We start from the raw sequence: 22,359 nt of genomic DNA on the forward strand, positions 1-22,359 counted from the left end.
GGCGCGGCCGAAGAACATCGACGGCCGCGAATCTAGGTTCGCTGGAGATGACGGAGGGGTGAAAAATCGATTAACAGGGGCGGTTTTCAGCTTGCCCGCAAGGAAGGGTTCAGCAAGCCCCCCCTTGCGGGCCATTCAGCAACTCAGCCGACCTTGAAGTCGATCGGGATGATCCCGTAGGCCTGCACGGCGTGTCCGCCGTCGGTGGCCGGCTGGAACTTCCAGCGACGCAGTACCTGGGTGCGTGCGGCGTTGTCCAGGCTGCGGTTGCCGCTGCTGCGTTCGATGCTGACTTCCAATGGCTTGCCGTCCTGGCCGACCAGCACCCGCAGCAGCACCGTGCCTTCGATGCCGGCGCGCAGCGCATCGATCGGGTAGGTGGGGGCCGGGGCCCGCTCATAGCGCAGTTGCACGCCCTGCAGCGGCGTGGCCGGTGCGATGGAGTCGATGGCAGGGGCGGGGTCGGCGACCGGGGCCACGTCGACCGGCGCGGTGATCACCGCTTCGGTGGGGAACACCGGCATCGGGGCGGTTTCCACCGGCGCCGGCAGCGCCGGTTGCTTCGGTGGCGCCGGGGTCTTGCTGACCGGGATGGTCGGGGGAATCGGCGGCGGTGGTTCGATGGGTTTGGTGTCCGGAACCTGCCAACGGGGTTCACGCACCGCATCGCTGCGCACCGGGACCTGGGACAACGGGATCAACAGCAGTCCGGCGGCCAGTACATGCAGGGCCAGCGCCGTGCTGTAGGCGAAGATGCGGGACGGTTCGACGTGGAGCGAGGGGACACGATGCTGCGTGCGGACCATAAACCACCTCCATGCGTGGGCGTGTACAAGGAACAACGCGCGGTGACACAGGACGGGGTTGCAGGTTCCGGCCCGCGTAAGGCCATAGCGCCTGCAATCGCGCGTGCCGACAAGCAGGGGCCCGGTTTCCGGTTATCTGCCAGACAGCAATGGAGCGCGGCGGGGCCCAGCCCGGTCCATGCCCGGCGGTGGCAGGCCGGGCACGATCGGGAGGCCCAGGTGTGGCAGCGGCGTGGGTGCCTGGAGCCTTGAAACGACAACGGCGCCCAGGGGCGCCGTTGTCCTCGAGCATGATCTGGGCTCAGCGACCCAGTTCGAACACCACGTCCAGGTTGACCGAGACGCTGCTTTCGCCCGGCGACACCGAGGTGTCCATCTCGGCCTTGGCCGAACGGGCCATGGCCATCATCGGCATCGGGCGGAAGCCGCCCTGGCTGCCTTCGGAGATGCTGACGATGCGGCGCACGCGCAGGCCCAGCGACTTGGCATAGGTCTCCGCACGGGCCTGGGCCTTCTTCAGCGCGGCCAGGCGGGCTTCGTCGTAGACCGGCTCGGGCTGGTCGATCTCGAAGCTGGGGCCATTGATCTGGTTGGCGCCCTGCGCGGCCAGGCTGTCCAGCACCCGGCCGAGCTTGGTGATGTCACGCACCTTCAGGCTGACCGTGTTGGTGGCCTGGTAGCCGGTGATCTTCGGCGCTTCGTTCTCGGCGTAGCGGTACTGCGGGTTGAGGTTGATGCCGCTGGTCTGGATGTCGCGCTCGGCGATGCTGGCGGCCTTGATCGCGGCCATCACCTTGTCCATCTGCACCGCGTTCTCGCGCATGGCGGTGTTGCCGTCCACGGCCTGGGTGACCACGCCGGCTGACAGGGTCGCCACGTCCGGCACCCGCTTGGCTTCGGCCTGGGCGGAGATGTTCAGCAGGGTGGCGTCACTGGCCACGGCGGTGGGGACGGTTTGGGCATGGGCGGTCATCGGGGCTCCCAGGACGAGTGACAGGGACAGCAGCAGCGGGGCGAGGGTGAGATGGCGCATGGTGGTCCTCCTTGGATGGATCGTGAAAGTGAAGTCAGGGCGATGAACGGGTGGTGAGCCGGCCCGGGGTTGTCACCACTTTGGCATCTTTGCCAATCATTCAGGCAGTTCCCTCAGGTTATCCTTCCGCGATGCTTTATCTCGCCTCCCGCTCGCCCCGCCGAAATGAACTGCTGACGCGCCTTGGCGTGCCGTTCCGCGCCCTGGACCTGGAAGTCCCCGAAGTACGTGGGGCCGCGGAGTCGGCCGAAGCGTACGTGCGACGGGTGGCGCTGGACAAGGCGTTGGCCGGGCTGGCGCGGGTGGCCGACGACCCGCAGGCGGTGGTGCTGGGCTCGGACACCGAGGTCGTGCTCGGGGACCGTGTCTACGGCAAGCCCGTCGATGCGGCCGATGCGGCGGCCATGCTGGCCTCGCTGGCCGGGCGTACCCACCAGGTGATCACGGCGGTGGCCCTGGCCGCGGCTGGGCGGCACGCGCTGGAGGTGGTCACCTCCGAGGTCAGCTTCGCGCCGATGAGCGCGGCGCAGATTGCCGCCTACGTGGCCACCGGCGAGCCGATGGGCAAGGCCGGCGCCTATGCCATCCAGGGCGGGGCCGAACGCCATATCCGCCATCTGTCGGGCAGCTATTCGGGGGTGATGGGCCTGCCGCTGCAACAGACGGCCACGCTGCTGGCGGCCTTCGGTGCCGTGGCGGCAGACGATTCCATGGACAAGGGGGAGTAAGGGACGTGTCCGAAGAGATCCTGGTGAATGTCACCCCGCGCGAAACCCGCGTGGCGGTGATCGAGAACGGCATGCTGCAGGAGCTGCACATCGAGCGCGGCTGGCGCCGTGGCGTGGTCGGCAACATCTACAAGGGCAAGGTGCAGCGGGTCATGCCGGGCATGCAGGCCGCCTTCGTCGAGGTCGGCCTGGAGCGCGCGGCGTTCCTGCACGCCAACGACGTGGTGCGCCCGGCACCGGTGGCGGCCGACACCGAGGAAACCGCGCCCAGCCTGCCGCTGCCCTCCTCGGTGCCGATCGTGGAGCTGCTGCGCGACGGCCAGGACGTGGTGGTGCAGGTGGTCAAGGACCCGATCGGGACCAAGGGCGCGCGCCTGACCACGCAGATCAGCATTCCCTCTCGCTACCTGGTGCTGCTGCCACAGTCCAAGATGGTCGGTGTGTCGGCGCGGATCGAGGACGAGGCCGAGCGGGCCCGGCTCAAGGCGCTGGTCACCGAGATCTCCGCACAGCACGGTGGCTACGGCTACATCGTGCGCACCAATGCCGAGGGCCAGCCGGCCGAGGCGTTGGCCGAGGACATCTCCTACCTGTCGCGGGTCTGGAACGTGGTCGAGCGGCGTGGCCGCGAGGCGCCGCCGGCCAGCATCATCTACGAGGACCTGAGCCTGCCGCTGCGCTCGGTGCGCGACCTGATCCGCAAGGACGTGGACAAGGTCAAGGTGGACTCCAAGGAAACCTTCAACCAGCTCAAGGCCTTCGTCGCCAAGTACATGCCGGTGCTGGACGAGAAGCTGGAGCTGTACACCGGCGACCGCCCGATCTTCGACATGTTCGGCGTGGAGGACGAGATCGTCCGCGCGTTGAACAAGCAGGTGCCGCTCAAGTCCGGCGGCTACCTGGTCATCGACCAGACCGAGGCGATGACCACCATCGACGTCAACACCGGTTCCTTCGTTGGCCAGCGCAACCTGGAGGAAACCGTATTCCGCACCAACCTGGAGGCGGCGCAGACGGTGGCCCGGCAGCTGCGGCTGCGCAACCTGGGCGGGATCATCATCATCGACTTCATCGACATGGATGATCCGGAGCACCGCCGCCAGGTGCTGCGCACGCTGGAGAAGGCGCTCACCCGCGACCATGCCAAGACCACCGTCTACGACTTCTCGCCGCTGGGCCTGGTGGAGATGACCCGCAAGCGCACCGTGGAGAGCCTGGAGCGGCAGTTGTCCGAGACCTGCCCGCAGTGCAGCGGCCGCGGCAGCATCAAGACCGCCGAGACGGTGACCTACGAGATCTTCCGCGAGATCACCCGCGCGGTGCGCCAGTTCGACGCCGCGCGCCTGCTGGTGATCGCCTCGACCAAGGTGGTGGCGCGGATCACCGACGAGGAGTCCGCGGCGGTGGCCGAGCTGGAGGAATTCCTCGGCAAGAGCATCCGCTTCCAGGCCGATGACCAGTACCTGCAGGAACAGTTCGATGTCGTGCTGCTCTGACCGCAGCCATACCCCCGTCAGGGAGGACGGCGTGGTCCGATGACCACGCTGTTGCGCTATCGGCTGCGTCACCTCCGCCGTCATGTGCTCATCGCACTGGCGGTCGTGCTCGTGGCCGTGGCGTTGCTGGTCGGGACGATCAGCCAACTGCTGCCGATGGTGGAGTCGCACCCGGACAAGGTCGCCGCGTGGTTGAGTGAACGCGCCGGCCTGCCGGTGGCGTTCGACCGGCTGGACACGCGCTGGACCCGGCGTGGCCCGCTGCTGCAGCTCGACGGATTGCGCATCGGCCAGGGCAATGGCGTGCGGGTGGGGCAGGCCGAGGTGCTGGTGGCGATGTACTCGGGCCTGCTGCCGGGCGAGCCGCTGACCGAACTGCGCCTGCGCGGGTTGGCGCTGACCCTAGAGCGCGCCGATGACGGGCGCTGGTCGGTGCGTGGCTTGCCCAGCAGCGAAAGCGGCGGCGACCCGCTGGAGGCCCTGCGCCGCCTGGGCGAACTGCAGGTCATCGGCGGGCAACTGCAGGTGATGGCACCGTCGATCGGCATCCAGACCCGGATTCCACGCGTGGACGTACGCCTGCGCGTGGATGGCCAGCGCCTGCGCGTCGGCGCGCGGGGCTGGATCAACACCCAGGCGCCGCCACTGACGGCGGTGCTGGATTTCCAGCGCAGGCAGGGCGATGGCCAGGCCTGGTTCGCCGCCGAGCCGGCCGACCTGGCCGCGTGGTCGCCGTTGCTGCAGGTGGCCGGCGTGCAGGTACGCCAGGGCAGCGGCGAGTTGAATGCCTGGGTGCAGTTGCAGGACCACCGCGTGGTCGCGGTGACCGCCGAAGGCGAACTGGAGCAGGTGCAGCTGTCCGGCGCGCCGCTGCAGAGCGCAACCGCGGCGCCGGGCGTGAGCTTCCGCAACCTGCAGCTGCGCGCGCGCTGGACCGCGCTGGATGGCGGTTGGCGGGTGGACGCACCGCGCCTGCGCATCAACGACGGTACCAGCGCGGGGTCGCAGGTGCTCGACGGCCTGCTGCTGGCCGGCGGCAGGCATTTTGCGCTGCAGGGACAACAGTTGGACGTGGCGCCGCTGCTGCAGGTGGCGGCATTGAGCGACCGGGTCGAGCCTGGCCTGCGCCGCTGGCTGTACCAGTCGCGGCCGAGCATGCGTTTCGGTGACGTGCGTATCGTCGGCAGCGCGGATGGCCCGGTGCGTGCCGAGGGTGAACTCCTCGATGCCAGTTTCCGCACCGTCGGCAACAGCCCGGGCATCAGTGGCCTGCGCGGACATTTCGAAGGCGACGGGCAGGCGGTGTCGCTGGACCTGCGCCCCGACCACGTCGTGCGCTTCGATTGGCCCACCGGTTTCGGCGTGCTGCATGAGCTGCAGTTGTCCGGGCAGGTGATCGGCTGGCGCGAAGGCGCCGGCTGGCAGGTGGGGACGCCGGCCCTGCGCGTGCAGGGCAAGGATTACGCCGCCGACGTGCGCGGTGGCCTGTGGTTCCAGGGCGACGGCACGCGGCCGTGGATCAACCTGGCGGCCAAGATCGACGACGTGCCGCTGACCGCCGCGAAGGGGTTCTGGGTACGTTCGAGCATGAGCAAGGCCGCGGTGGACTGGTTGGACGCGGCGCTGGTCGATGGCACCCTGCGCGGCGCCACCGGCCTGGCGGTGGGCGACCTGGATGATTGGCCGTTCAAGGGCAACAACGGGCGGTTCGAGGCCGGTGGGCACATCGTCGATGGCAGCATCCGTTTCCACCAGGACTGGCCGGTGATGCGCCGGATGGATGCGGACATCACCTTCATCGGCGCCGGCTTCGACGTGCACGGCAAGGGCGAACTGGCCGGCGTGAAGGTCGACCAGATCCAGGCCGGCATCGCCGACTGGGGGCAGTCGCGGTTGCAGGTCAAGGCGACCACCGCCGAGGACAGCAACCGCCTGCTGGCGATGCTGCGGCAGAGCCCGCTGCAGGCCAGCTACGGCGACACGCTGGACAACCTGGCCCTGCGCGGCCCGGCGGCAGTCAACTTCGACCTGATGCTGCCGCTGCACCGCGATGAGGGCCCCGGCGTGCTGCAGGGCGACGTGGACCTGCGCGGCGTGCAGATGGCCGACAAGCGCTGGGACCTGCAGTTCGACAACGTGCGCGGCAAGATCAACTACAGCGGCGGTGGCTTCGAGGCACCGGCGCTGCAGGTGCGCCACCAGGAGCGGGACGGCGTGCTGGCCCTGCGCGCCGGCACGCCGGTGAAGGATGCCTCGCATGCCTTCGAGGCCGAGCTGACCGCTGCCCTGGACGCGGGCAAGCTGCTCGATCGCGCGCCGGAACTGGGCTGGTTGAAACCGTACATCCATGGCACCTCGGACTGGACCGTGGGCGTCACCCTGCCGGCGACCGCAGCGGGTGCACGCACCGCGGCACCGACCCTGCTGACCCTGGATTCGAACCTGCAGGGCACCCGCCTGCAATTGCCGGCGCCGCTCAACAAACCCGCGGCCGACGCACTGCCCACGCACGTGCAGGCGGCGCTGCCGATGGGCGCCGGCCGCATCGACGTCGCCTTCGGCAAGCTGATGGCCTTGGCCGCGCGCAGCCAGAATGGCAAGACCGGCGTGCAGGTGACGATGGGCAGCGACCGGGTCGACCACGAGCCGCCGGCCGATGGCCTGATGGTCAATGGCCGCACCCCGTCGCTGGATGCGCTGGAGTGGATCAGCCTGGCCAAGGGCGGCGATTCCAGCGACCCGGGCGGGTTGGCGCTGAAGCAGGTGGACGTGCTGGCCGACCAGTTGTTGTTGATCGGCGGGCGCTTCGAACAGACCCGTCTGCAGCTGCGCCCCGGGGCCGATGCGGTCGCGGTGCAGCTCAATGGCCCGGCCCTGGCCGGCAGCCTGCACATTCCCACCGCCGATGGTGGAACCGTCAGCGGCCAGTTGGACCGGGTGCATTGGCAGGCCGCCCAGGCGGCGACGGTGGAGTCCTCGGACACCCCCCTCGCACCGATGAACCCGGCCAACATCCCGCCGCTGGCGCTGGACATCGGCGACCTGGAGTTCGGTGCGCTCAAGCTGGGCCAGACCCGCCTGCGGACCCGGCCCTTGCCCGACGGCCTGCAGGTGCAGGAGCTGCAGGTGCGCGCGCCCAGGCAGGTCATCGACCTGCAGGGCACGTGGCGCGGCGTCGGTGCACGTGCGGCCACGCAGATGAGCGCCAACGTGCAGACCGAAGACCTGGGCGACCTGCTGCAGCGGCTGGGCTACGGCGGCCAGGTGCGCGGCGGCGAGGGACGCATGCAGCTGCAGGCCGGCTGGAACGGTTCACCGATGGCCTTCAGCGCCGCCAGCCTGGAAGGCGGGTTGGACATGAGCGTGCGCAATGGCCAGCTGCTGGAAGTGGAACCCGGCGCCGGACGCGTGCTGGGCCTGCTCAGCGTGGCCCAGCTGCCGCGCCGGCTGCTGTTCGATTTCCGCGACCTGTTTTCCAAGGGCCTGGCCTTCAACCACGTCGAAGGGCATGTGCGCTTCAACGGTGGCCTGGCCAGTACCGAGCGGATCGGCATCGAGTCACCGGCCGCCGACATCACCATCCGTGGCCAGGCTGACCTGCGCAGCCAGCAGTTCGACCAGACCATCGACGTCAACCCGCGCTCGGGCAACCTGCTGGCCGTGGTCGGTGCCGTGGCCGGCGGCCCGGTCGGGGCGGCGGTGGGCGCGGCGGCCAATGCCGTGCTCGGCAAGCCGCTGGGTAGCATTGGCGCCAAGACCTACAAGGTGACCGGCCCGTGGAAGGATCCCAAGGTGGAGGTGATCGACCGCGACGAAACCCGCGCCGCGCCGCCGCCTGCCGCCACTGACGCCGCCCGCACCCCCTGATTCACCGCCGGCTTGCCTCGCGCGGGCCCGCCCCCATCTGGATAGTCATGACCGATAACGCCCTCACGCTTGCCGAGACCCGCCTGCTGCTGCCGGCCGGCCTGGACGCCAACCGCCTCGAACGCACCTTCGGCACCCTGCTGGGGCCGGGGGTGGACTTCGGCGACCTGTATTTCCAGCATTCGCGGCGCGAGAGCTGGAGTGTGGAGGACGGCATCGTCAAGGACGGCGCCCATTCCATCGAGCAGGGCGTGGGCGTGCGCGCCATCGCCGGCGAGAAGACCGGCTTCGCCTATTCCGACGACATCCAGCCGGCGGCGTTGCTGGCGGCCGCGCAGTCGGCGCGCGCCATCTCCCGCGAAGGCGGGGCACAGAACGTGCGGTCGCTGGTGCGTGGCAGTGGCCGCGCGCTGTACCCGGCGCTGGACCCGGTGGACAGTCTGGGCAACGAGGTCAAGGTCGAGGTGCTCAAGCGGCTGGACTGTTACCTGCGCGCGGCCGACCCGCGCGTGCAGCAGGTGATGGTGAGCCTGTCCGGCGGCGTGGATACCGTGCTGATCGCGCGCAGTGATGGCGTGCTCGCCGCCGACGTACGCCCGCTGGTGCGGCTGAACGTGCAGGTGATCGTCGAGCAGAACGGGCGTCGTGAGTCCGGCTATGCCGGTGGCGGTGGACGTTACAGCTACGAGGAACTGTTCGCCGGCGACCGCCCGGAAGGTTTCGCCCGCGAGGCCCTGCGCCAGGCGCTGGTGAACCTGGAGGCGATCCCGGCCCCGGCCGGGGTGATGCCGGTGGTGCTTGGCCCGGGCTGGCCGGGCGTGCTGCTGCACGAGGCGGTGGGCCACGGCCTGGAAGGCGACTTCAACCGCAAGGGCACCAGCGTCTACGCCGGCCGCATCGGCGAGCGCGTGGCCTCGCCGGGCGTGACCATCGTCGACGACGGCACGCTCGATGGCCGTCGCGGCTCGCTCAACATCGACGACGAAGGCACCCCGACCCAGTGCACCACGCTGATCGAGGACGGCATCCTGGTCGGCTACATGCAGGACACGCTCAACGCGCGCCTGATGGGCGTGGCACCGACCGGCAACGGCCGTCGTGAATCGTTCGCGCACATGACCATGCCGCGCATGACCAACACCTACATGCGTGCCGGCAACCACGATCCGCAGGAAATGATCCGTTCGGTGAAGAAGGGCCTGTACGCGGTCAACTTCGGCGGCGGCCAGGTCGACATCACCAGCGGCAAGTACGTGTTCTCGGCCACCGAGGCCTACCTGATCGAGGATGGCAAGGTCACCGCGCCGGTGAAGGGCGCGACATTGATCGGCAACGGGCCGGAGACCATGCAGAAGGTGCGCATGATCGGCAACGACCTGGCGCTGGACGAAGGCGTGGGCATCTGCGGCAAGGATGGCCAGAGCGTGCCGGTCGGCGTGGGCCAGCCGTCGCTGTTGATCGATGGCCTGACGGTGGGCGGTACGCAGGCCTGAGGTTGGCGGCGGACAGCGCCCTCATCCGCCCCTTCGGGGCACCTTCTCCCGCAGGCGGGAGAAGGTGCCCCGAAGGGGTGGATGAGGGCAATGCTCCTGCTTTACCGTACGAACCGCCGAGAACACCAATCCACCAAGGAGCCGAAGCCCCTTAAGCCTGGTCGTCGTCCAGCGCTTCGTCTTCGTCGTCCGCTTCGACATCCAGCCCTGCGGTTGCCTGCGGCGTCAACATCAGCCCACGCAGCACCTGGTAGATCTCGCGGTAGGCGCGCGGCGGCTTGTTCCTGGCCTTTTCCGCCAACGCATTGCGTACCAGGGTGCGCAGCTGCTGGCGGTCGGCGTCCGGGTGCTCGTCCAGCAGTTCGGCCAGCGCGGCATCACCCTCGGCCATCAGGCGCTCACGCCAGCGCTCCATGCGGTGCATGATGGCCACTTCACGGCGCGAGGTTTCGCTGTTGGCGTCCATCGCGTCGCGGATCGCTTCCAGGGTTTCATCTTCCTCGCGCCGCATCTGCTTGGCCAGGAAGGCCAGCTGACGCTTGCGCGCGCCGTGCGAGGTGATGCGCTTGGTGTACTCGATGTGTTCCAGCAGGCCTTCGGGGATCGGCAGGCGTGCCAGCTGGGCCGGGGTCAGGTCCACCAGCTTTTCACCCAGGGCCAGCACTTCCAGCGCCTCGCGCCGGTTCTGGCTGCGGCTTTCACTGAAAAACTCACCGGTGTCTTCGTCACGTCCACGCATCGCACTGCTACCCACTAAACTTCAAGCATTGAAAGGCCGGCCGATCGAGGCCGGGGTTTGGCGGGCCGTCCGTCGCGGAGGAGGTCCGGCATAGGCCGGACAGCCGCGTCGCGAGGCACCCGCAACCCAGCACCCGGGCAAGGATGGCCGGGCACATGTGAAGGGAATCTCCCTACAAGGATAAAGCATTGAACGTCATCACCACCGATACCCCCACCCACGACGACAGCCTGCAACGCCTGGAAACGCTGGCCGACATCTCCCAGCGGTTGCTGGAAAAAGCACGCGCGATGGGGGCCACCCAGGCCGAGGTCAGCTGCAGCGAAGAGCGCGGGCTGGACGTGAATGTGCGCCTGGGGGAGGTGGAAACGGTGGAGTCCACGCATGACCGTGGCATCGCCGTGACCGTGTATTTCGGCCAGCGCAAGGGCAGTGCCAGCACCGCCGACCTGCAGGAGGGCAGCCTGGAGGCCACCGTCGCCCAGGCCTGCGCCATCGCCCGCCATACCGAGGACGACCCGGCCGCGGGCCTGGCCGATGCCGAACTGATGGCCACCCATTTCCCCGACCTGGACGGCTGGCACCCGTGGGCGCTGGGCGCCGAGCAGGCGGTGGACCTGGCGCTGGCCTGCGAGGCCGCCGGTCGCGGCGCCGATGGCCGGATCAGCAACTCCGACGGGGCCTCGGCGGCCACCGCGCAGAGCCTGTCGGTGTATGCCAACTCGCACGGCTTCATCGGCCGTGAGCGCAGCAGCCACCATTCCATTGGTTGTGCGCTGATCGCCGGCAGCGGCGATGGCATGCAGCGCGATGGCTGGTACACCAGCGCCATCGCCCGCGAAGACCTGGATGACCCGGCGGCGGTGGGCCTGCGCGCGGCCGAACGCACCGTCGCGCGCCTGCAGCCGCGCTCTCTGCCGACCGGGCAGGTGCCGGTGCTGTTCGCCGCCGAAACCGCGCGCTCGCTGATCGGCCACCTGCTGGGGGCCGTGTCCGGCGGCGCGCTGTACCGGCGTGCCAGCTTCCTCCTCGACAGTGCCGGGACGCAGCTGTTCCCGGATTGGTTCGGCATCGACGAGCTGCCGTTGCTGCGGCGCGGCCTGCGTTCCAATGCGTTCGACGGCGAGGGCGTGGCCACGCGCGATTCGGCCCTGGTGTCGGCGGGCGTGTTGCAGCGGTACATCCTCGGCAGCTATTCGGCGCGGCGGCTGGGGCTGAAGACCACCGCCAATGCCGGCGGCGTGCACAATCTGCGCGTGGCGGCCAATGCCGGCGACCGTGCGTCCATGCTGTCAAGTATGGGGACCGGCCTGCTGGTCACCGAGCTGATGGGGCAGGGCGTGAACGGCGTGACCGGTGACTATTCGCGCGGTGCGGCAGGCTTCTGGGTGGAGAACGGGCAGATCGCCTACCCGGTCGATGGCATCACCATCGCGGGCAATCTCAAACAGATGTTTGCCGGCATTGAAGCGGTCGGCAGCGACGTGGACGTGCGTTCGCACGTGTCGGTGGGGTCAATTTTGGTCGGAAAGATGACAATTGCGGGTAATGATTGACGGATCCTTGTCAAAGGTCGGACTATTCTCATAATGGCCATGGAGCCATCCTTACACCGGCACTGTCGGCGTATCTTTCAACCCATAACAAGGATCTAGGGGAAGCAATGAGCGACTATCAGAACACCACGCCTCCGCCGGCACCGGCAGGAAACTCGAGCTCGGATGACAACACCATCGCCATGCTGGTGCACCTGTCGGGCATCATCCTGAGCTTCATCGTGCCGCTGATCATCTGGCTGGTGAACAAGGACAACCAGGACAAGAAGTTCCTGTCCGACAACGCCAAGGAGGCGCTCAACTTCCAGATCACGCTGATCGGCGTCTACATCATCGGCACGATCCTGACGATCATCCTGATCGGCGCGCTGATCAACTTCGCTGCATGGATTGCCTGCATCGTGTTCAGCATCATCGCTGGCCTGGCTGCCAACAAGGGCCAGACCTACCGCTATCCGATGACCATCCGCCTGATCAAGTAATCAGCGCGCTGGTCGCAGGAAAAAGCCCGGGATTTCCCGGGCTTTTTTGTTCCTGATGCGAAGGGGGAGCGGTGGGTGTGGCCTTGGCCGTGAGGCGGGTGATGCCTGCCGCCGGCGTCGGAGATGCCGTTGTTCCAGCTGTCCCGGCTTCTTCACCGCCGAGGCCGCTCCTGCCTCAGTGCTTGCGGCGGACGGTCAGTTCGGCCAGCGCGGCCAGTGCTCCGGCACGTGCGCCGAACGGGGCCAATGCATCCTGCATGGCCTTGGCCAGCTCCTCGAGCGTGGCCTTCGCACCGTCCATGCCCAGCAGCGAGGGGAAGGTGGACTTGTCCTGTGCCTGGTCCTTGCCAGCGGTCTTGCCCAACTGTTCGGAACTGGCTTCGACATCGAGGATGTCATCGCGCACCTGGAACGCCAGCCCCAGTGTGTCGGCGAATGCATCCAGCCGTGCCAGGTCGTCACTGCCGGCATTGCCGCACAGTGCCCCCATGCGGACCGCCGCGCGGATCAGCGCGCCGGTCTTGAGCGCATGCATGCGCTTGAGGTCGGCCAGCGACTGCTGCTTGCCGGTGGCATCGATGTCCAGCGCCTGGCCGCCGCACATGCCGGCGGCACCGGAGGCCGTGGCCAGGGTACGCAGGCAGGCCAATGCCAGCTCGGCGGGCATCTCGGCCTCGGCCAGCACTTCGAAGGCACGGGTCTGCAGGGCGTCACCGGCCAGGATGGCAGTGGCTTCGTCGAAGGCGATGTGGGTGGTCGGGCGACCACGACGCAGGTCGTCGTCATCCATCGCCGGCAGGTCGTCATGCACCAGCGAATAGGCGTGGATCAGCTCGACCGCGACGGCGGCGGCATCCAGCCGCGCCGGTGCGGCATCGAACAGGTGGCCGGCGGCATGCACCAGCAGCGGACGCATGCGCTTGCCGCCGCCCAGCCCGGCGTAGCGCATGGCCTGGTGCAGACCCTGCGGGGCGCGTTCGGGATCGGGAAGGACGTGCTGCAGGTGCTGTTCGGTGCGTTGCAGCCAAGCGGCGAACAGGGCGTCAGTCGTCATTGCCGGTGCTGCTGAAAGGCTCGGATTTCTCGGGCTGGGCCGGATCGGTGAGCAGACGCACGCGCAGTTCGGCCTGTTCCAGCGCCTGCTGGCACTGGCGATACAGGCCCACGCCGCGCTCATAGGCGGTCAGCGACTGCTCCAGGCTCAGGTCGCCGGCTTCCATCTTCTCGACCAATTGCTCCAGCTCCTCGAGCGACTGCTCGAAGTGGGCGACCGGGGAGGCTTCATTGGGGGACTTCTTGGGCATGGCGCCAGTGTAGCGGCCAGCGGGAAAGGGTCAATTCGACGGGTGCGGCGGCTGCCAGTGCAGGCGCGCGCCATGTGCCTGCAGCCAGTGCTGCAGCGTGCCGGAAACAATCCGGTCGCCGGCCGCCAGGACATCGTCCCCGTCGCAAAGCAGGGGCAGGTGCGGTCGCAGCCAGGGGGGAACCTCGGATTGCTGCAGGCACTGCTTGAGCGCGTGGCGGTGCGTGCGCTGCGGCAGGTGGATGCGTTCCCCGCCCCTGCGCTGGCGCAGCAACAGTGGACGGTCCAGCCGGTCCGCGCCCTGCAGCGTCAGCACGCCGCCGTCCGGCAGCAGGGCAGGGACATCGCCCTGCCAGGGCTGCTGCCAACCGGCGGGCCAGGGCGACAGCGCGGGCACGACATGCAACTGCCCGCGCCAGCGCCGGATGCGGGCATGCTGCCAGCGGAATTCCGCGGGCTGGTCATGCCCGGCGGACAGCAGCTGCTGCTGGATGATGCGCACGCCGTTGCCGGGCAATGGCGGCAACCCCTGCTGCTGTACCCAGCGCCGCAGCACGCGTGCCTGCGCGGTGTCGGGCAGGGCGCCGAGGGCGTCGATCCGCAGCGCGCCGGAGGTGCCCGCGCAGGACTGCAGCGCGGCGTCGTCCTGCGTGGCCAGCAGGTCGCTGGCCTGCGCGGCAAGGCCGGCGCTGCGCGCCAGCGCGCTGGCGGCGTGCGGCCAGCGTTGGCGCAGCAGGGGCATCAGCTGCAGGCGCAGGAAATTGCGGTCGACCTCATCGTGCTGGTTGCTGGGGTCTTCGATCCAGTGCAGCCGATGGTGCCGCGCATGGGCTTCCAGCGCTGCACGCGGTACATCCAGCAGTGGTCGCCATAGCTGGCCATGGCCGAAGGCGCGCAATGGACGCATCGCGGCCAGTCCGTCCACGCCGGAACCGCGCAGGGCGCGCAGCAGGAAGGTTTCGGCCTGGTCGTCCTGGTGGTGGGCCAGCGCCAGCCATTCGCCTGCCTGCAGGCAGGCCTGGAAGGCGGCATGGCGCGCGGTGCGCGCCGCCGCTTCCAGTCCGTCGCCTTCATCGCGGCGCACGGCCACGTGGATGACCTGCAGGGTGATGCCCCAGCCCGCGCATACCTGGTGGCAGTGTTCGGCCCAGGCGTCGGCCTGCGCCTGCAGTCCGTGGTGCACATGCACGGCGCGCACGCTGCCGGCGGCGCGGCCCGGCGCCTGCGCAAGCAGGTGCAGCAGCACAGTCGAATCCAGCCCGCCGCTGAAGCCGACCATCACCGGATGGACGGACGCCGCGTCGAGCAGGGCAGGGGAAAGCAGGTTCATGGCGGTGCCGAGTATCGGCGCCGGTTGCGGCGGCCGCAATGCGGGGCAGGGCGCCGATGCTTCAACGCGCGGTGGACAGATGCGCGCCCTGCCGGTCGATGCGGAAATGCGTGCCACCGACGATGCCGGTATGGCCGCCGGCGTCCGGCGGGCCTTCGTGGCAGCCATTGCAGACCTCGGCGCTGCCGTTCTCGAACGGGAAGCCCCAGTCGAAACGTTCGGCGAAGGCCGGCTGCAGTTGGGTGTCGTAGTAGCCGATGCGGCCGTCCACGCGGGCGCGGGTCAGGCCTTCCTGGAAATAGTCCGGGCCATTGTCGTAGGTGATGACCGGCAGGTGCCGGCCATTGCGGCGCACGTAGTAGTACTGGTGGCCGGCCTGCAGGGCGGCCAGCCCGTTCTCGTCGAACTGCAGCGCGGCCAGTGCGGCCTTGCTGATGACGAGCGTGCCCGGTGCGGTCTGTTTGCAACCGGGCAGCACGTCGGGATGTCCGGTGTCGCGGCGGTAACAGGCCTCCCCGGCATGCGCCAGGCAGGACAGCGCGAGCAGTGGCAGCAGGGCTGCCACCGCGCCGAACCGATACCGTCGCGCGCGGCTCACGGCGCCTTGCGTTCGAACTGCCTGGGCTGCGGCAGTTCCACCGGCACGCCCTGCGCATCGCAGGTGCCCAGCTCGCACAGGCGCGCACGCAGGCGCGGGGTGGCCTGCACGATCAGGTGGTAGATGGTGTTCTGTTCCATCGTGCCGCGCACCGCCTTGCTGCCCGGGCCACGTGCCCAGATGCCCACGTCCTCGCCACCGTGCGATTCGGCCTTGGCCGGGACCAGGGCTTCCTGCATGTAGTCCGGGTGCTCGGTGTCGACATGGGTCAGGTCCGGGCGGCCCACGGCGGGCTCGAAGCTGCTCGGACCGTGCGGGAACTTCTTCGGGCCGGCCGGCTGCTGGTTGCTGGCGCCGGTGTAGCCCGGTCCATTGGCGTAGCTGAGCGTGGTGTAGGGCAGGCCCAGGCCGTCGCGGGCCAGGTCCAGCTTGCCGGCGCCGTCTTCGCCGCCCTTGTCCTTGACCTTGCCCAGGATCGGGTTGCCGCGTGCCGGGTAGCCGACGAAGTTCAGCGTGTGCGAGTGGTCGGCGGTGACGATGATGAGCGTGTCGTCGGCCGAGGTGGCCTCCACGGCGGCCTTGACCGCGTCGGACATGGCGATGGTGTCGCCCAGTGCACGGGCGGCATTGCCGCTGTGGTTGGCGTGGTCGATGCGGGCGCCCTCGACCATCAGCACATAACCGTCCTGATGCTTGGACAGGTTGGCGATGGCGGCGCGGGTCAGCTCGGCCAGCGAGGGCTCACCGCCGCGGTCCTTCGGGCGGTCCTGCTCGTACTGCATGTGGTCCGGCTCGAACAGGCCCAGCAGTGCCGGGGCGTTGGCCGCGGCCTTGAGCTGGTCGGCATTCCAGACGTAGGCGCCCTGCGGGTGGGCGGCCTGCCATTCGGCGACCAGGTTGCGGCCGTCCAGGCGCAGGCCGACCTTGTCCGCGTACTCCGGGTCTTCCTCGTTGACGGTGGTGAACTGGCCGCGGCCGCCGCCCAGCGCGACCAGCGGGCCCTTGCCGTAGCGCGAGGTCGACAGCAGCTGCTGGGCGATGTCCACGCAGCCGGCGGCCTTGGCTGCTTCCGGTAGGTCGGTGTCGTTCTCCCAGTTGCGTTCCGGCGAATGCGCGTAGGTGGCGGCCGGGGTGGCATGGGTGAGGCGGGCGGTGGAGACGATGCCGGTGGCCAGGCCGGCGCTGTCGGCAAGCTGCAGCCAGGTCAGCAGGCCCTTGGACAGGCTGTCGCTGCAATCGCTGCGGGTACCGGCGCTGACGCCGATGGCGCCCATGTGGGTCTTCACGCCGGTGGTGATGGCGGTCATGGTGCCGGCCGAGTCGGGCGTCTGCGAGTCGGTGTTGTAGGTCTTGCTGAACGCCGTGGCCGGGAAGCGCTCCCAGGACAGCAGGTTCTCCTCGCCCGAGCTGCCGTGGCGCTGGCCTTCCAGGATGCGCGCGGCGGCCACGGTAGTCAGGCTCATGCCGTCGCCCAGGAACAGGATCACATTCTTGGCCTTGCCCGCCATGGCGCCATTGCCGGCGGCGCGGGCCGCGCCATCGCGGTACCACCATTGCGGGGTTTCACCGGCCGGATGGGCCACCGTCGGCACGTCCACGCTGACCGCGGCGGCGGTGCTGGACTGCGGGGCGGTGCTGGCGCAGGCGCCCAGCAGCAGGGAGGTCAGGGCGGCGGAAAGGAATGTGGCTTTGTGCATCGGGAAAGGTGTCGCTGGCATGTTGTCAGGCGTTCATTATGGTCAAGCACGGAAGGCATGCATATGACACGCAGCTTTTCCCTGCCGGGATCGTGCTGTGGCAAGGCTTGCGCTATCGTGCCCAGCTTGGATTTTCTGATGGATTCCTTCTATGAACGTGGTGTCTGCCTGGCTGCGGATCCCCTTCTGGCTACGCGTGGTCGGCGGCTTCGTGCTCGGCGCGCTGGCGGGGTGGGCGATGGGGCCGGCGGCCGAGACCTTCTTCGGTCCGCTGGGCGAGCTGTACGTCACCCTGATCAAGATGATCGCGGTGCCGCTGGTGTTCTTCGCGGTGGTCAATGCGATCGGCTCGCTGCACGGGCAGAAATCGCTGGCCGCGCTCAGCGGGCGGACCTTCCTGTGGTTCGTGATCACCGCGGCGCTGGCGGTGGGCATCGGCCTGCTGGTGGGTACGGTGATGCAGCCGGGCATCGGCGGCCTGAAGCTGGCCATGGACGGCACCTACACGCCGCGCGACGTGCCGTCGGTGACCAAGGTGCTGATGGACGTGGTGCCGTCCAACGTGTTCTACGCACTGGCCGGCATCGGCACCAAGGTCAATGCCGCCGGTGAGACCGTGCTGGCGGCCGGGCGCGGCTCGATCCTGCCGGTGATCTTCTTCGCCGGGCTGCTCGGCTTTGCGATGGTCAAGCTGGGCGAGAAGGTCAGCGAGGCGCGCAAGCTGGTCGGCCAGATGAGCGAGATCATGATCCAGGTCACCCGCTTCGTGCTGGAGATGACCCCGCTGGGTACCTTCGGCCTGATCGCCGGCCTGGTCGGCAGCTACGGGTTCGACAAGCTGCTGCCGCTGGGCAACTTCGTGCTGGCGCTGTACGTGGCTTGCGCGCTGCAGATCGTGGTGGTGTACAGCAGCCTGCTGCTGGTCCATGGCCTGAACCCGTGGAAGTTCTTCCGTGGTGCCGCGCCGGGCATGCAGGTGGCGTTCGTGGCCTCCTCGAGCTTCGCGGCGATGCCGGTGGCGATGCGTTCGATCACCGACAACCTGGGCGTCAACAAGGACTACGCCTCGTTCGCGGTGCCGCTGGGCGCCAGCATCAAGATGGACGGCTGCGGCGCGATCTACCCGGCGCTGTGCGCGGTGTTCATCACCCAGTACACCGGCGTGCCGATGACCCCGGAGCAGTACCTGATCGTGCTGATCGCCTCGGTGCTGGGCAGCTTCGGCACCGCCGGCGTGCCGGGCACGGCGGTGATCATGGCCACGGTGGTGCTGAGCGCGGCCAACCTGCCGCTGGAGGCCATCGGTTACCTGTATGCCATCGACCGCATCCTGGACATGATGCGCACGATGACCAACGTCACCGGGCAGATGGTGGTGCCGGTGATCGTGGCCAAGGAAACCGGGCTGCTCGACCAGCAGGTCTACGACGGGTCGAGGACCGCCATCACGGCGGGGGGCGACCCCCGCAGCTGAGGGCGCGACACCGCATTCGTCCGCATCCAAGGCCGGGGCAACCCGGCCTTGCGCGTTCGGGGTGTAGCAGGCTGTAACAGCGGGCTGTAACACCGCCGATACACCCCGCGGAAGGCACGTATTGGCTGGCCCGGGCCCCACTGAATGGAGGGCTCTTACGGCCGGGCTCCCGGCCTGCCGGTGTGACAGCGATACAGCAGGCGTTGTTACGCTTTCATCGTAACTGCATGTATTTGAAGTAAAAATCCTGTTGGCATGGTTGCTGCTCACTCCTCCCGTGAAACCCGGCAGGGAGGAAGCAATGGACAGCACGACCACCAATCGACGTATCGCCCTGATGGGTGCGATGGCCTTGCTGCTGGCAGCCAGTGGTGTCGCACAGGCATCGGGCGCACGCCAGGGCGTGAAGGCACAACCCGGCGAGATGGTGTTGCTGCGCGATGTCTCGGCGCGGCCGGCGTATCGCATGCAGCCGCCGGGCATGGCGTTGATCGCCGACCCGTCACCGCGCAAGGAGCTTGGCTCGGCGCTGGGCGCCGGGGGCATGGACGAACTCAGCGATGCCGACTACGCGGACATGCAGTCCGGCCTGGCCGATGCCGGGATGGCGGGCCATGGCCACACCACGGTGGAGCGCGTGACCGGCGGCGTGGTCGGCGGCACGTTGGGCCGCGTGACCGGTGACGGTGGCCCGCTCTCCGGTGGCCAGTTGTCCCGTGCGATCGGCGGCCCGATGGGCGCGGTGGGCGGTGCAACCCGTGGCATCGGCGACCAGGTGCGCGGCGCGTTGGCACAGTTCCCGCTCGGCCAGCCGGCAGGTGGCAAATGAAGCGCCTGCACCCGACCGTCGTGGCATTGCTGGGCCTGGCCTGCGTGGCAGCGCCAGCGCTGGCCGGTGCGCAATCGCAGGCGGACAGCTACAACGGCATGTTGTCGTACCTGTCGGCCGACAGCCGCATCGACGGCAACGCGCTGGCCGGCAGCAACGGCTCGATCAAGGTGAACCAGGCCGCCGGCGACCTCAACCTGCAGGCCAACCTGCACAGCATGGCCAGTGGCCGCCACGCCGATGCCGGCATGCGCGTCGGCCAGCAACAGCACGGCAACGTCTTCAATACACCGCTGCAGGCCTCGGCCTCCATCGGTGGCAATGCGCTGGCCGGGGCCAGCGGCATCGCATCGATCAACCAGGCCAGCGGTGGTGGCAACACGGCGTTGAACGCCGTGAGCGCGACGCTGGCCGCACAGGGCATACGCGAGGCAAGCGATGACGCGATGGCGTCCTCGGCAGCGCTCGCGTCGGCGGGGGAGCAGCCTGTCGCCAGCGATCCACGTGCCACCCGCAGGGTGGGCGTGGAGGCATCCGCCATGCGCGGATTCGACGGCGTGCTGCAACTCAATCAGATCGCGGGATCCGGCAATGCAACGGCGAACAGCCTGAGCATCTCCGTGCAGGCCATCCCGTGAGCAATCGTTCCATCCACCCGATGCATCAGAGAACCTGAAGAGGGGCACCATGAAAGCGAATAAATGGACCGTACTCGCCATGGCGGTAACCGCATTCACGATGAGTGCGGCTGCCAATGCGGCGGACAACCAGAACAAGAGCGCCAACATCGATCACCAGCACAACGTGAACGAGACGCGCACCAATACCAACACCAACATCAATACCAACGTCGACACCGACGTGGACCTGAAGCTCGACGCCGCCGCCGTGCTGCGTTACCGCGACTCCCGCAGCAACTCGGTGAGCAACAAGGAAGTCACCGAGACGGTGCAGAAGACCTCGAACATCACCGCCGACGAGCGCAAGGAAAAGAACAACCACGGCGTCGACGTGAACCTCGAGAAGGACATGCGCCTGAGCTCGGACGTGAACTTCTCCGGCGACCCGACCATCACCGGCAACATCGACCTGGACTCGGCGGCGATCGCGATCATCGACAACCGCCAGTCGATCTCGGGCAACACCGCCGAGAACGGGCTGTTGACCAACGATGCCGCCATTGGCGATGACGTCGGTTCCAATGCCTCGGGCAACCTGGGCTTCAACGTCGCCGCCGGCGACAACAACGCCCAGGACAACGCCGCAGCGCTGTCCGCGGCCGACGCGTCCTTCAGCTTCGGCATGGCCGACGCCGAAGTCTTCGTCAACCAGAGCGGCATGAACAACTCCACGATGAACTACGGCGTGACCAACAACGCCGGCATCGGTGGCAATGCCTTCTCCGGTGCGGCCGGCAACATCGGCGTGAACGTCACCTCGGGCAACAACAACGAGCAGAAGAACGCGTTGGCCGCCTCGGTCGCCACCAGTGCCTATGCCACCTCGAGCATCAGCTCCAACCAGGTGTCCTCGGGCAACGACGTGACCAACGATGGCTACTACGATTACGTCGTGAACAGCTACGCCATCAACATGTCCGGCAAGGTCACCGGCACCACCAAGGGCACCGGATCGGGTACCTACAGTGGCACCGGCAACTCCTACCAGAAGACCAACTTCTACCCGGACAACTGGAGTGGCAACACGCACACCGGTGGCAACCAGACCGGCCATACCGACTGGGACAACCAGACCCAGGGTGCCGTCGCCAATCCGAACCGCCCGGGCGTGGGTGGCATGGCGTGGGATACCGACGAGAAGGGCAACCTGTCGTTCTCCGAGATGGGCACGGCTGACCTGACCGCCAGCCTCAGTGGCCACGTGATCGACATCGACTGGATCGCGGTGGATGCAACCAACACCGCCTCGCTGTCCGGCGGCGCGTTCTCCAATGCCTCCGGCAACATCGGCGTGAACGTGTCTTCCGGCACCGGCAACCTGCAGGCCAACAGCCTGGCACTGGCCGTTGCCCAGCCCTCCACCGGCGGCGGTGGCGGTGGTGGCGAAGGCCCGTAATCGAACAGGTCGCCTGCAAAGGTGATTGCCCTGTCCTGAGCAACAAGCCCGGCCATCCGCCAATGGCCGGGTGTTCCAGGGAGCCCCTGTTTCTCTCCCCCGGGGAACCGGGGCTCCCACCTGGCGGACGTGCAAGGAGATCACGCACCCATGTTCGGCAAGATGCTCGTGTTGCTGTGTGTGTGGCTGACCGTGCCGGGAGTGGCGCGGGCAGGCGATGTCGCCTTCAGCAGCGTGTTGCCCAACGGTGCGATGTACACCGGGCAGGTCGAGAGCATGCGCGAACGGCGCTTCCGCAACCTGGTGCGCCAGCACACCGATTACAGCTGCGGCGCGGCCGCGCTGGCCACGATCCTCAAGCATGCCTACCACCTCAACACGGACGAGGCGACGGTGATCGAAGGGATGATGGGCGTGGCTGATCCCGAACTTGTCCGCCAGCGTGGGTTTTCGCTGCTGGACATCAAGCGTTACGTGGAGTCGCTTGGCATGCGTGGACGTGGCTACCGCGTCGACGAGGAGCGGCTCAAGAGCCTGCGGGTTCCCGGCCTGGTACTGATGGACGTGCGCGGCTTCCGCCACTTCGTCGTGCTCAAGCAGGTCCGCGATGACGTGGCCGAGATCGGCGACCCGATCCTCGGCAACCGGGCCATACCGCTGGACGAGTTCGTCCGTGCCTGGCCCTCCCGTGCCGTGTTCGTGGTGATCGGGAGTGACTTCGATCGCAACACGGTGCTGCTGCAACCCAGTGAACGGCCCAGTGCCCGCGCGCTTGCCGCGCGACAGGGACGGGGCCCCATTACCGATGCGGAGCTGGTCGACTTCGGCTTCACCCATGCCGACCTGTTCTGA

19 protein-coding genes are annotated in these 22,359 nt (G+C 68.2%); 11 read left to right on the top strand and 8 right to left on the bottom strand.

The features are described 5' to 3' along the window. Positions 1 to 143: 143 nt before the first annotated feature. On the bottom strand, positions 144 to 806 hold the full coding sequence (locus tag VA603_RS02830; protein ID WP_132864420.1) for an energy transducer TonB: 663 nt from the start codon (positions 804 to 806) through the stop codon (positions 144 to 146). Between the two features lie 301 nt (positions 807 to 1,107). Continuing rightward, a complete protein-coding gene (locus tag VA603_RS02835; protein ID WP_323437873.1) occupies positions 1,108 to 1,839 on the bottom strand; it encodes an SIMPL domain-containing protein in 732 nt (243 codons plus the stop codon). 131 nt (positions 1,840 to 1,970) lie between these two features. Here VA603_RS02835 and VA603_RS02840 point away from each other — a divergent pair, with 131 nt between their 5' ends. From VA603_RS02840 to tldD, 4 genes are read left to right on the top strand one after another with little or no spacing between them, the layout of a single operon-like run. After that, positions 1,971 to 2,567, top strand: coding sequence for a Maf family nucleotide pyrophosphatase (locus VA603_RS02840; protein WP_323437874.1), 597 nt, complete (start codon positions 1,971 to 1,973; stop codon positions 2,565 to 2,567). Positions 2,568 to 2,572: 5 nt separating this feature from the next. After that, entirely contained in the window at positions 2,573 to 4,063 is a 1,491-nt protein-coding gene (rng, locus tag VA603_RS02845; protein ID WP_132864416.1) for a ribonuclease G, read from the top strand. A gap of 39 nt (positions 4,064 to 4,102) precedes the next feature. After that, positions 4,103 to 7,930, top strand: a complete 3,828-nt coding sequence (locus VA603_RS02850; RefSeq protein ID WP_323437875.1) for a YhdP family protein — start codon at positions 4,103 to 4,105, stop codon at positions 7,928 to 7,930. Between the two features lie 47 nt (positions 7,931 to 7,977). Further along, positions 7,978 to 9,423 carry a metalloprotease TldD gene (tldD, locus tag VA603_RS02855; protein ID WP_323437876.1) on the top strand — a complete coding sequence of 482 codons (1,446 nt, stop codon included), beginning with the start codon at positions 7,978 to 7,980 and terminating at the stop codon, positions 9,421 to 9,423. Positions 9,424 to 9,574: 151 nt separating this feature from the next. Here the strand turns inward: tldD and yjgA are convergent, their stop codons facing one another. Beyond that, a complete protein-coding gene (gene yjgA / locus VA603_RS02860; RefSeq protein ID WP_132864412.1) occupies positions 9,575 to 10,162 on the bottom strand; it encodes a ribosome biogenesis factor YjgA in 588 nt (195 codons plus the stop codon). 188 nt (positions 10,163 to 10,350) lie between these two features. On the opposite strand from yjgA, the gene pmbA reads away from it, so the two are divergent. Together pmbA and VA603_RS02870 are read left to right on the top strand one after the other, a co-directional pair. Then, positions 10,351 to 11,718 carry a metalloprotease PmbA gene (gene pmbA / locus VA603_RS02865; RefSeq protein WP_323437877.1) on the top strand — a complete coding sequence of 456 codons (1,368 nt, stop codon included), beginning with the start codon at positions 10,351 to 10,353 and terminating at the stop codon, positions 11,716 to 11,718. Positions 11,719 to 11,825: 107 nt separating this feature from the next. Further along, the gene (locus VA603_RS02870) at positions 11,826 to 12,200 is read left to right on the top strand and encodes a DUF4870 domain-containing protein (protein WP_132864410.1); all 375 of its coding nucleotides are present in this window, start codon (positions 11,826 to 11,828) and stop codon (positions 12,198 to 12,200) included. A 175-nt stretch (positions 12,201 to 12,375) separates the two neighbouring features. Here the strand turns inward: VA603_RS02870 and VA603_RS02875 are convergent, their stop codons facing one another. From VA603_RS02875 to VA603_RS02895, 5 genes are all read right to left on the bottom strand, one after another. After that, positions 12,376 to 13,254, bottom strand: coding sequence for a polyprenyl synthetase family protein (locus VA603_RS02875; RefSeq protein WP_132864409.1), 879 nt, complete (start codon positions 13,252 to 13,254; stop codon positions 12,376 to 12,378). Next, complete coding sequence (locus VA603_RS02880) at positions 13,244 to 13,504, bottom strand: exodeoxyribonuclease VII small subunit (protein WP_132864408.1); 261 nt, start codon at positions 13,502 to 13,504, stop codon at positions 13,244 to 13,246. Before VA603_RS02880 ends, VA603_RS02875 begins: the two co-directional genes overlap by 11 nt. Before the next feature lie 30 nt (positions 13,505 to 13,534). Further along, positions 13,535 to 14,833 (bottom strand): tRNA lysidine(34) synthetase TilS, encoded by a 1,299-nt coding sequence (tilS, locus tag VA603_RS02885; protein ID WP_323437878.1) that lies wholly within the window; start codon positions 14,831 to 14,833, stop codon positions 13,535 to 13,537. Positions 14,834 to 14,894: 61 nt separating this feature from the next. After that, complete coding sequence (locus VA603_RS02890; RefSeq protein ID WP_323437879.1) at positions 14,895 to 15,431, bottom strand: WG repeat-containing protein; 537 nt, start codon at positions 15,429 to 15,431, stop codon at positions 14,895 to 14,897. Then, the gene (locus VA603_RS02895) at positions 15,428 to 17,128 is read right to left on the bottom strand and encodes an alkaline phosphatase (protein WP_192286238.1); all 1,701 of its coding nucleotides are present in this window, start codon (positions 17,126 to 17,128) and stop codon (positions 15,428 to 15,430) included. Before VA603_RS02895 ends, VA603_RS02890 begins: the two co-directional genes overlap by 4 nt. A gap of 151 nt (positions 17,129 to 17,279) precedes the next feature. On the opposite strand from VA603_RS02895, the gene VA603_RS02900 reads away from it, so the two are divergent. From VA603_RS02900 to VA603_RS02920, 5 genes are all read left to right on the top strand, one after another. Beyond that, a complete protein-coding gene (locus tag VA603_RS02900; protein ID WP_192286237.1) occupies positions 17,280 to 18,602 on the top strand; it encodes a dicarboxylate/amino acid:cation symporter in 1,323 nt (440 codons plus the stop codon). Positions 18,603 to 18,903: 301 nt separating this feature from the next. Beyond that, on the top strand, positions 18,904 to 19,431 hold the full coding sequence (locus VA603_RS02905) for a hypothetical protein (RefSeq protein WP_132864404.1): 528 nt from the start codon (positions 18,904 to 18,906) through the stop codon (positions 19,429 to 19,431). After that, complete coding sequence (locus VA603_RS02910) at positions 19,428 to 20,069, top strand: hypothetical protein (RefSeq protein WP_323437880.1); 642 nt, start codon at positions 19,428 to 19,430, stop codon at positions 20,067 to 20,069. Before VA603_RS02905 ends, VA603_RS02910 begins: the two co-directional genes overlap by 4 nt. A gap of 49 nt (positions 20,070 to 20,118) precedes the next feature. Beyond that, positions 20,119 to 21,507 (top strand): adhesin, encoded by a 1,389-nt coding sequence (locus tag VA603_RS02915; RefSeq protein WP_192286235.1) that lies wholly within the window; start codon positions 20,119 to 20,121, stop codon positions 21,505 to 21,507. Positions 21,508 to 21,657: 150 nt separating this feature from the next. Then, entirely contained in the window at positions 21,658 to 22,359 is a 702-nt protein-coding gene (locus VA603_RS02920; protein ID WP_132864400.1) for a C39 family peptidase, read from the top strand.

Source organism: Stenotrophomonas capsici, from assembly GCF_034961085.1.
Lineage (GTDB): Bacteria > Pseudomonadota > Gammaproteobacteria > Xanthomonadales > Xanthomonadaceae > Stenotrophomonas > Stenotrophomonas capsici.

What these genes read in the sequence shown, in the direction of transcription:
- tilS (WP_323437878.1), bottom strand. Translation starts at nt 14,833, where the DNA reads ATGAACCTGCTTTCCCCTGCCCTGCTCGACGCGGCGTCCGTCCATCCG.
- VA603_RS02880 (WP_132864408.1), bottom strand. Translation starts at nt 13,504, where the DNA reads ATGCCCAAGAAGTCCCCCAATGAAGCCTCCCCGGTCGCCCACTTCGAG.
- yjgA (WP_132864412.1), bottom strand. Translation starts at nt 10,162, where the DNA reads ATGCGTGGACGTGACGAAGACACCGGTGAGTTTTTCAGTGAAAGCCGC.
- VA603_RS02920 (WP_132864400.1), top strand. Translation starts at nt 21,658, where the DNA reads ATGTTCGGCAAGATGCTCGTGTTGCTGTGTGTGTGGCTGACCGTGCCG.
- VA603_RS02915 (WP_192286235.1), top strand. Translation starts at nt 20,119, where the DNA reads ATGAAAGCGAATAAATGGACCGTACTCGCCATGGCGGTAACCGCATTC.
- VA603_RS02900 (WP_192286237.1), top strand. Translation starts at nt 17,280, where the DNA reads ATGAACGTGGTGTCTGCCTGGCTGCGGATCCCCTTCTGGCTACGCGTG.
- VA603_RS02850 (WP_323437875.1), top strand. Translation starts at nt 4,103, where the DNA reads ATGACCACGCTGTTGCGCTATCGGCTGCGTCACCTCCGCCGTCATGTG.
- VA603_RS02910 (WP_323437880.1), top strand. Translation starts at nt 19,428, where the DNA reads ATGAAGCGCCTGCACCCGACCGTCGTGGCATTGCTGGGCCTGGCCTGC.
- tldD (WP_323437876.1), top strand. Translation starts at nt 7,978, where the DNA reads ATGACCGATAACGCCCTCACGCTTGCCGAGACCCGCCTGCTGCTGCCG.
- VA603_RS02830 (WP_132864420.1), bottom strand. Translation starts at nt 806, where the DNA reads ATGGTCCGCACGCAGCATCGTGTCCCCTCGCTCCACGTCGAACCGTCC.
- VA603_RS02895 (WP_192286238.1), bottom strand. Translation starts at nt 17,128, where the DNA reads ATGCACAAAGCCACATTCCTTTCCGCCGCCCTGACCTCCCTGCTGCTG.
- VA603_RS02905 (WP_132864404.1), top strand. Translation starts at nt 18,904, where the DNA reads ATGGACAGCACGACCACCAATCGACGTATCGCCCTGATGGGTGCGATG.
- VA603_RS02835 (WP_323437873.1), bottom strand. Translation starts at nt 1,839, where the DNA reads ATGCGCCATCTCACCCTCGCCCCGCTGCTGCTGTCCCTGTCACTCGTC.
- VA603_RS02870 (WP_132864410.1), top strand. Translation starts at nt 11,826, where the DNA reads ATGAGCGACTATCAGAACACCACGCCTCCGCCGGCACCGGCAGGAAAC.
- VA603_RS02875 (WP_132864409.1), bottom strand. Translation starts at nt 13,254, where the DNA reads ATGACGACTGACGCCCTGTTCGCCGCTTGGCTGCAACGCACCGAACAG.
- VA603_RS02840 (WP_323437874.1), top strand. Translation starts at nt 1,971, where the DNA reads ATGCTTTATCTCGCCTCCCGCTCGCCCCGCCGAAATGAACTGCTGACG.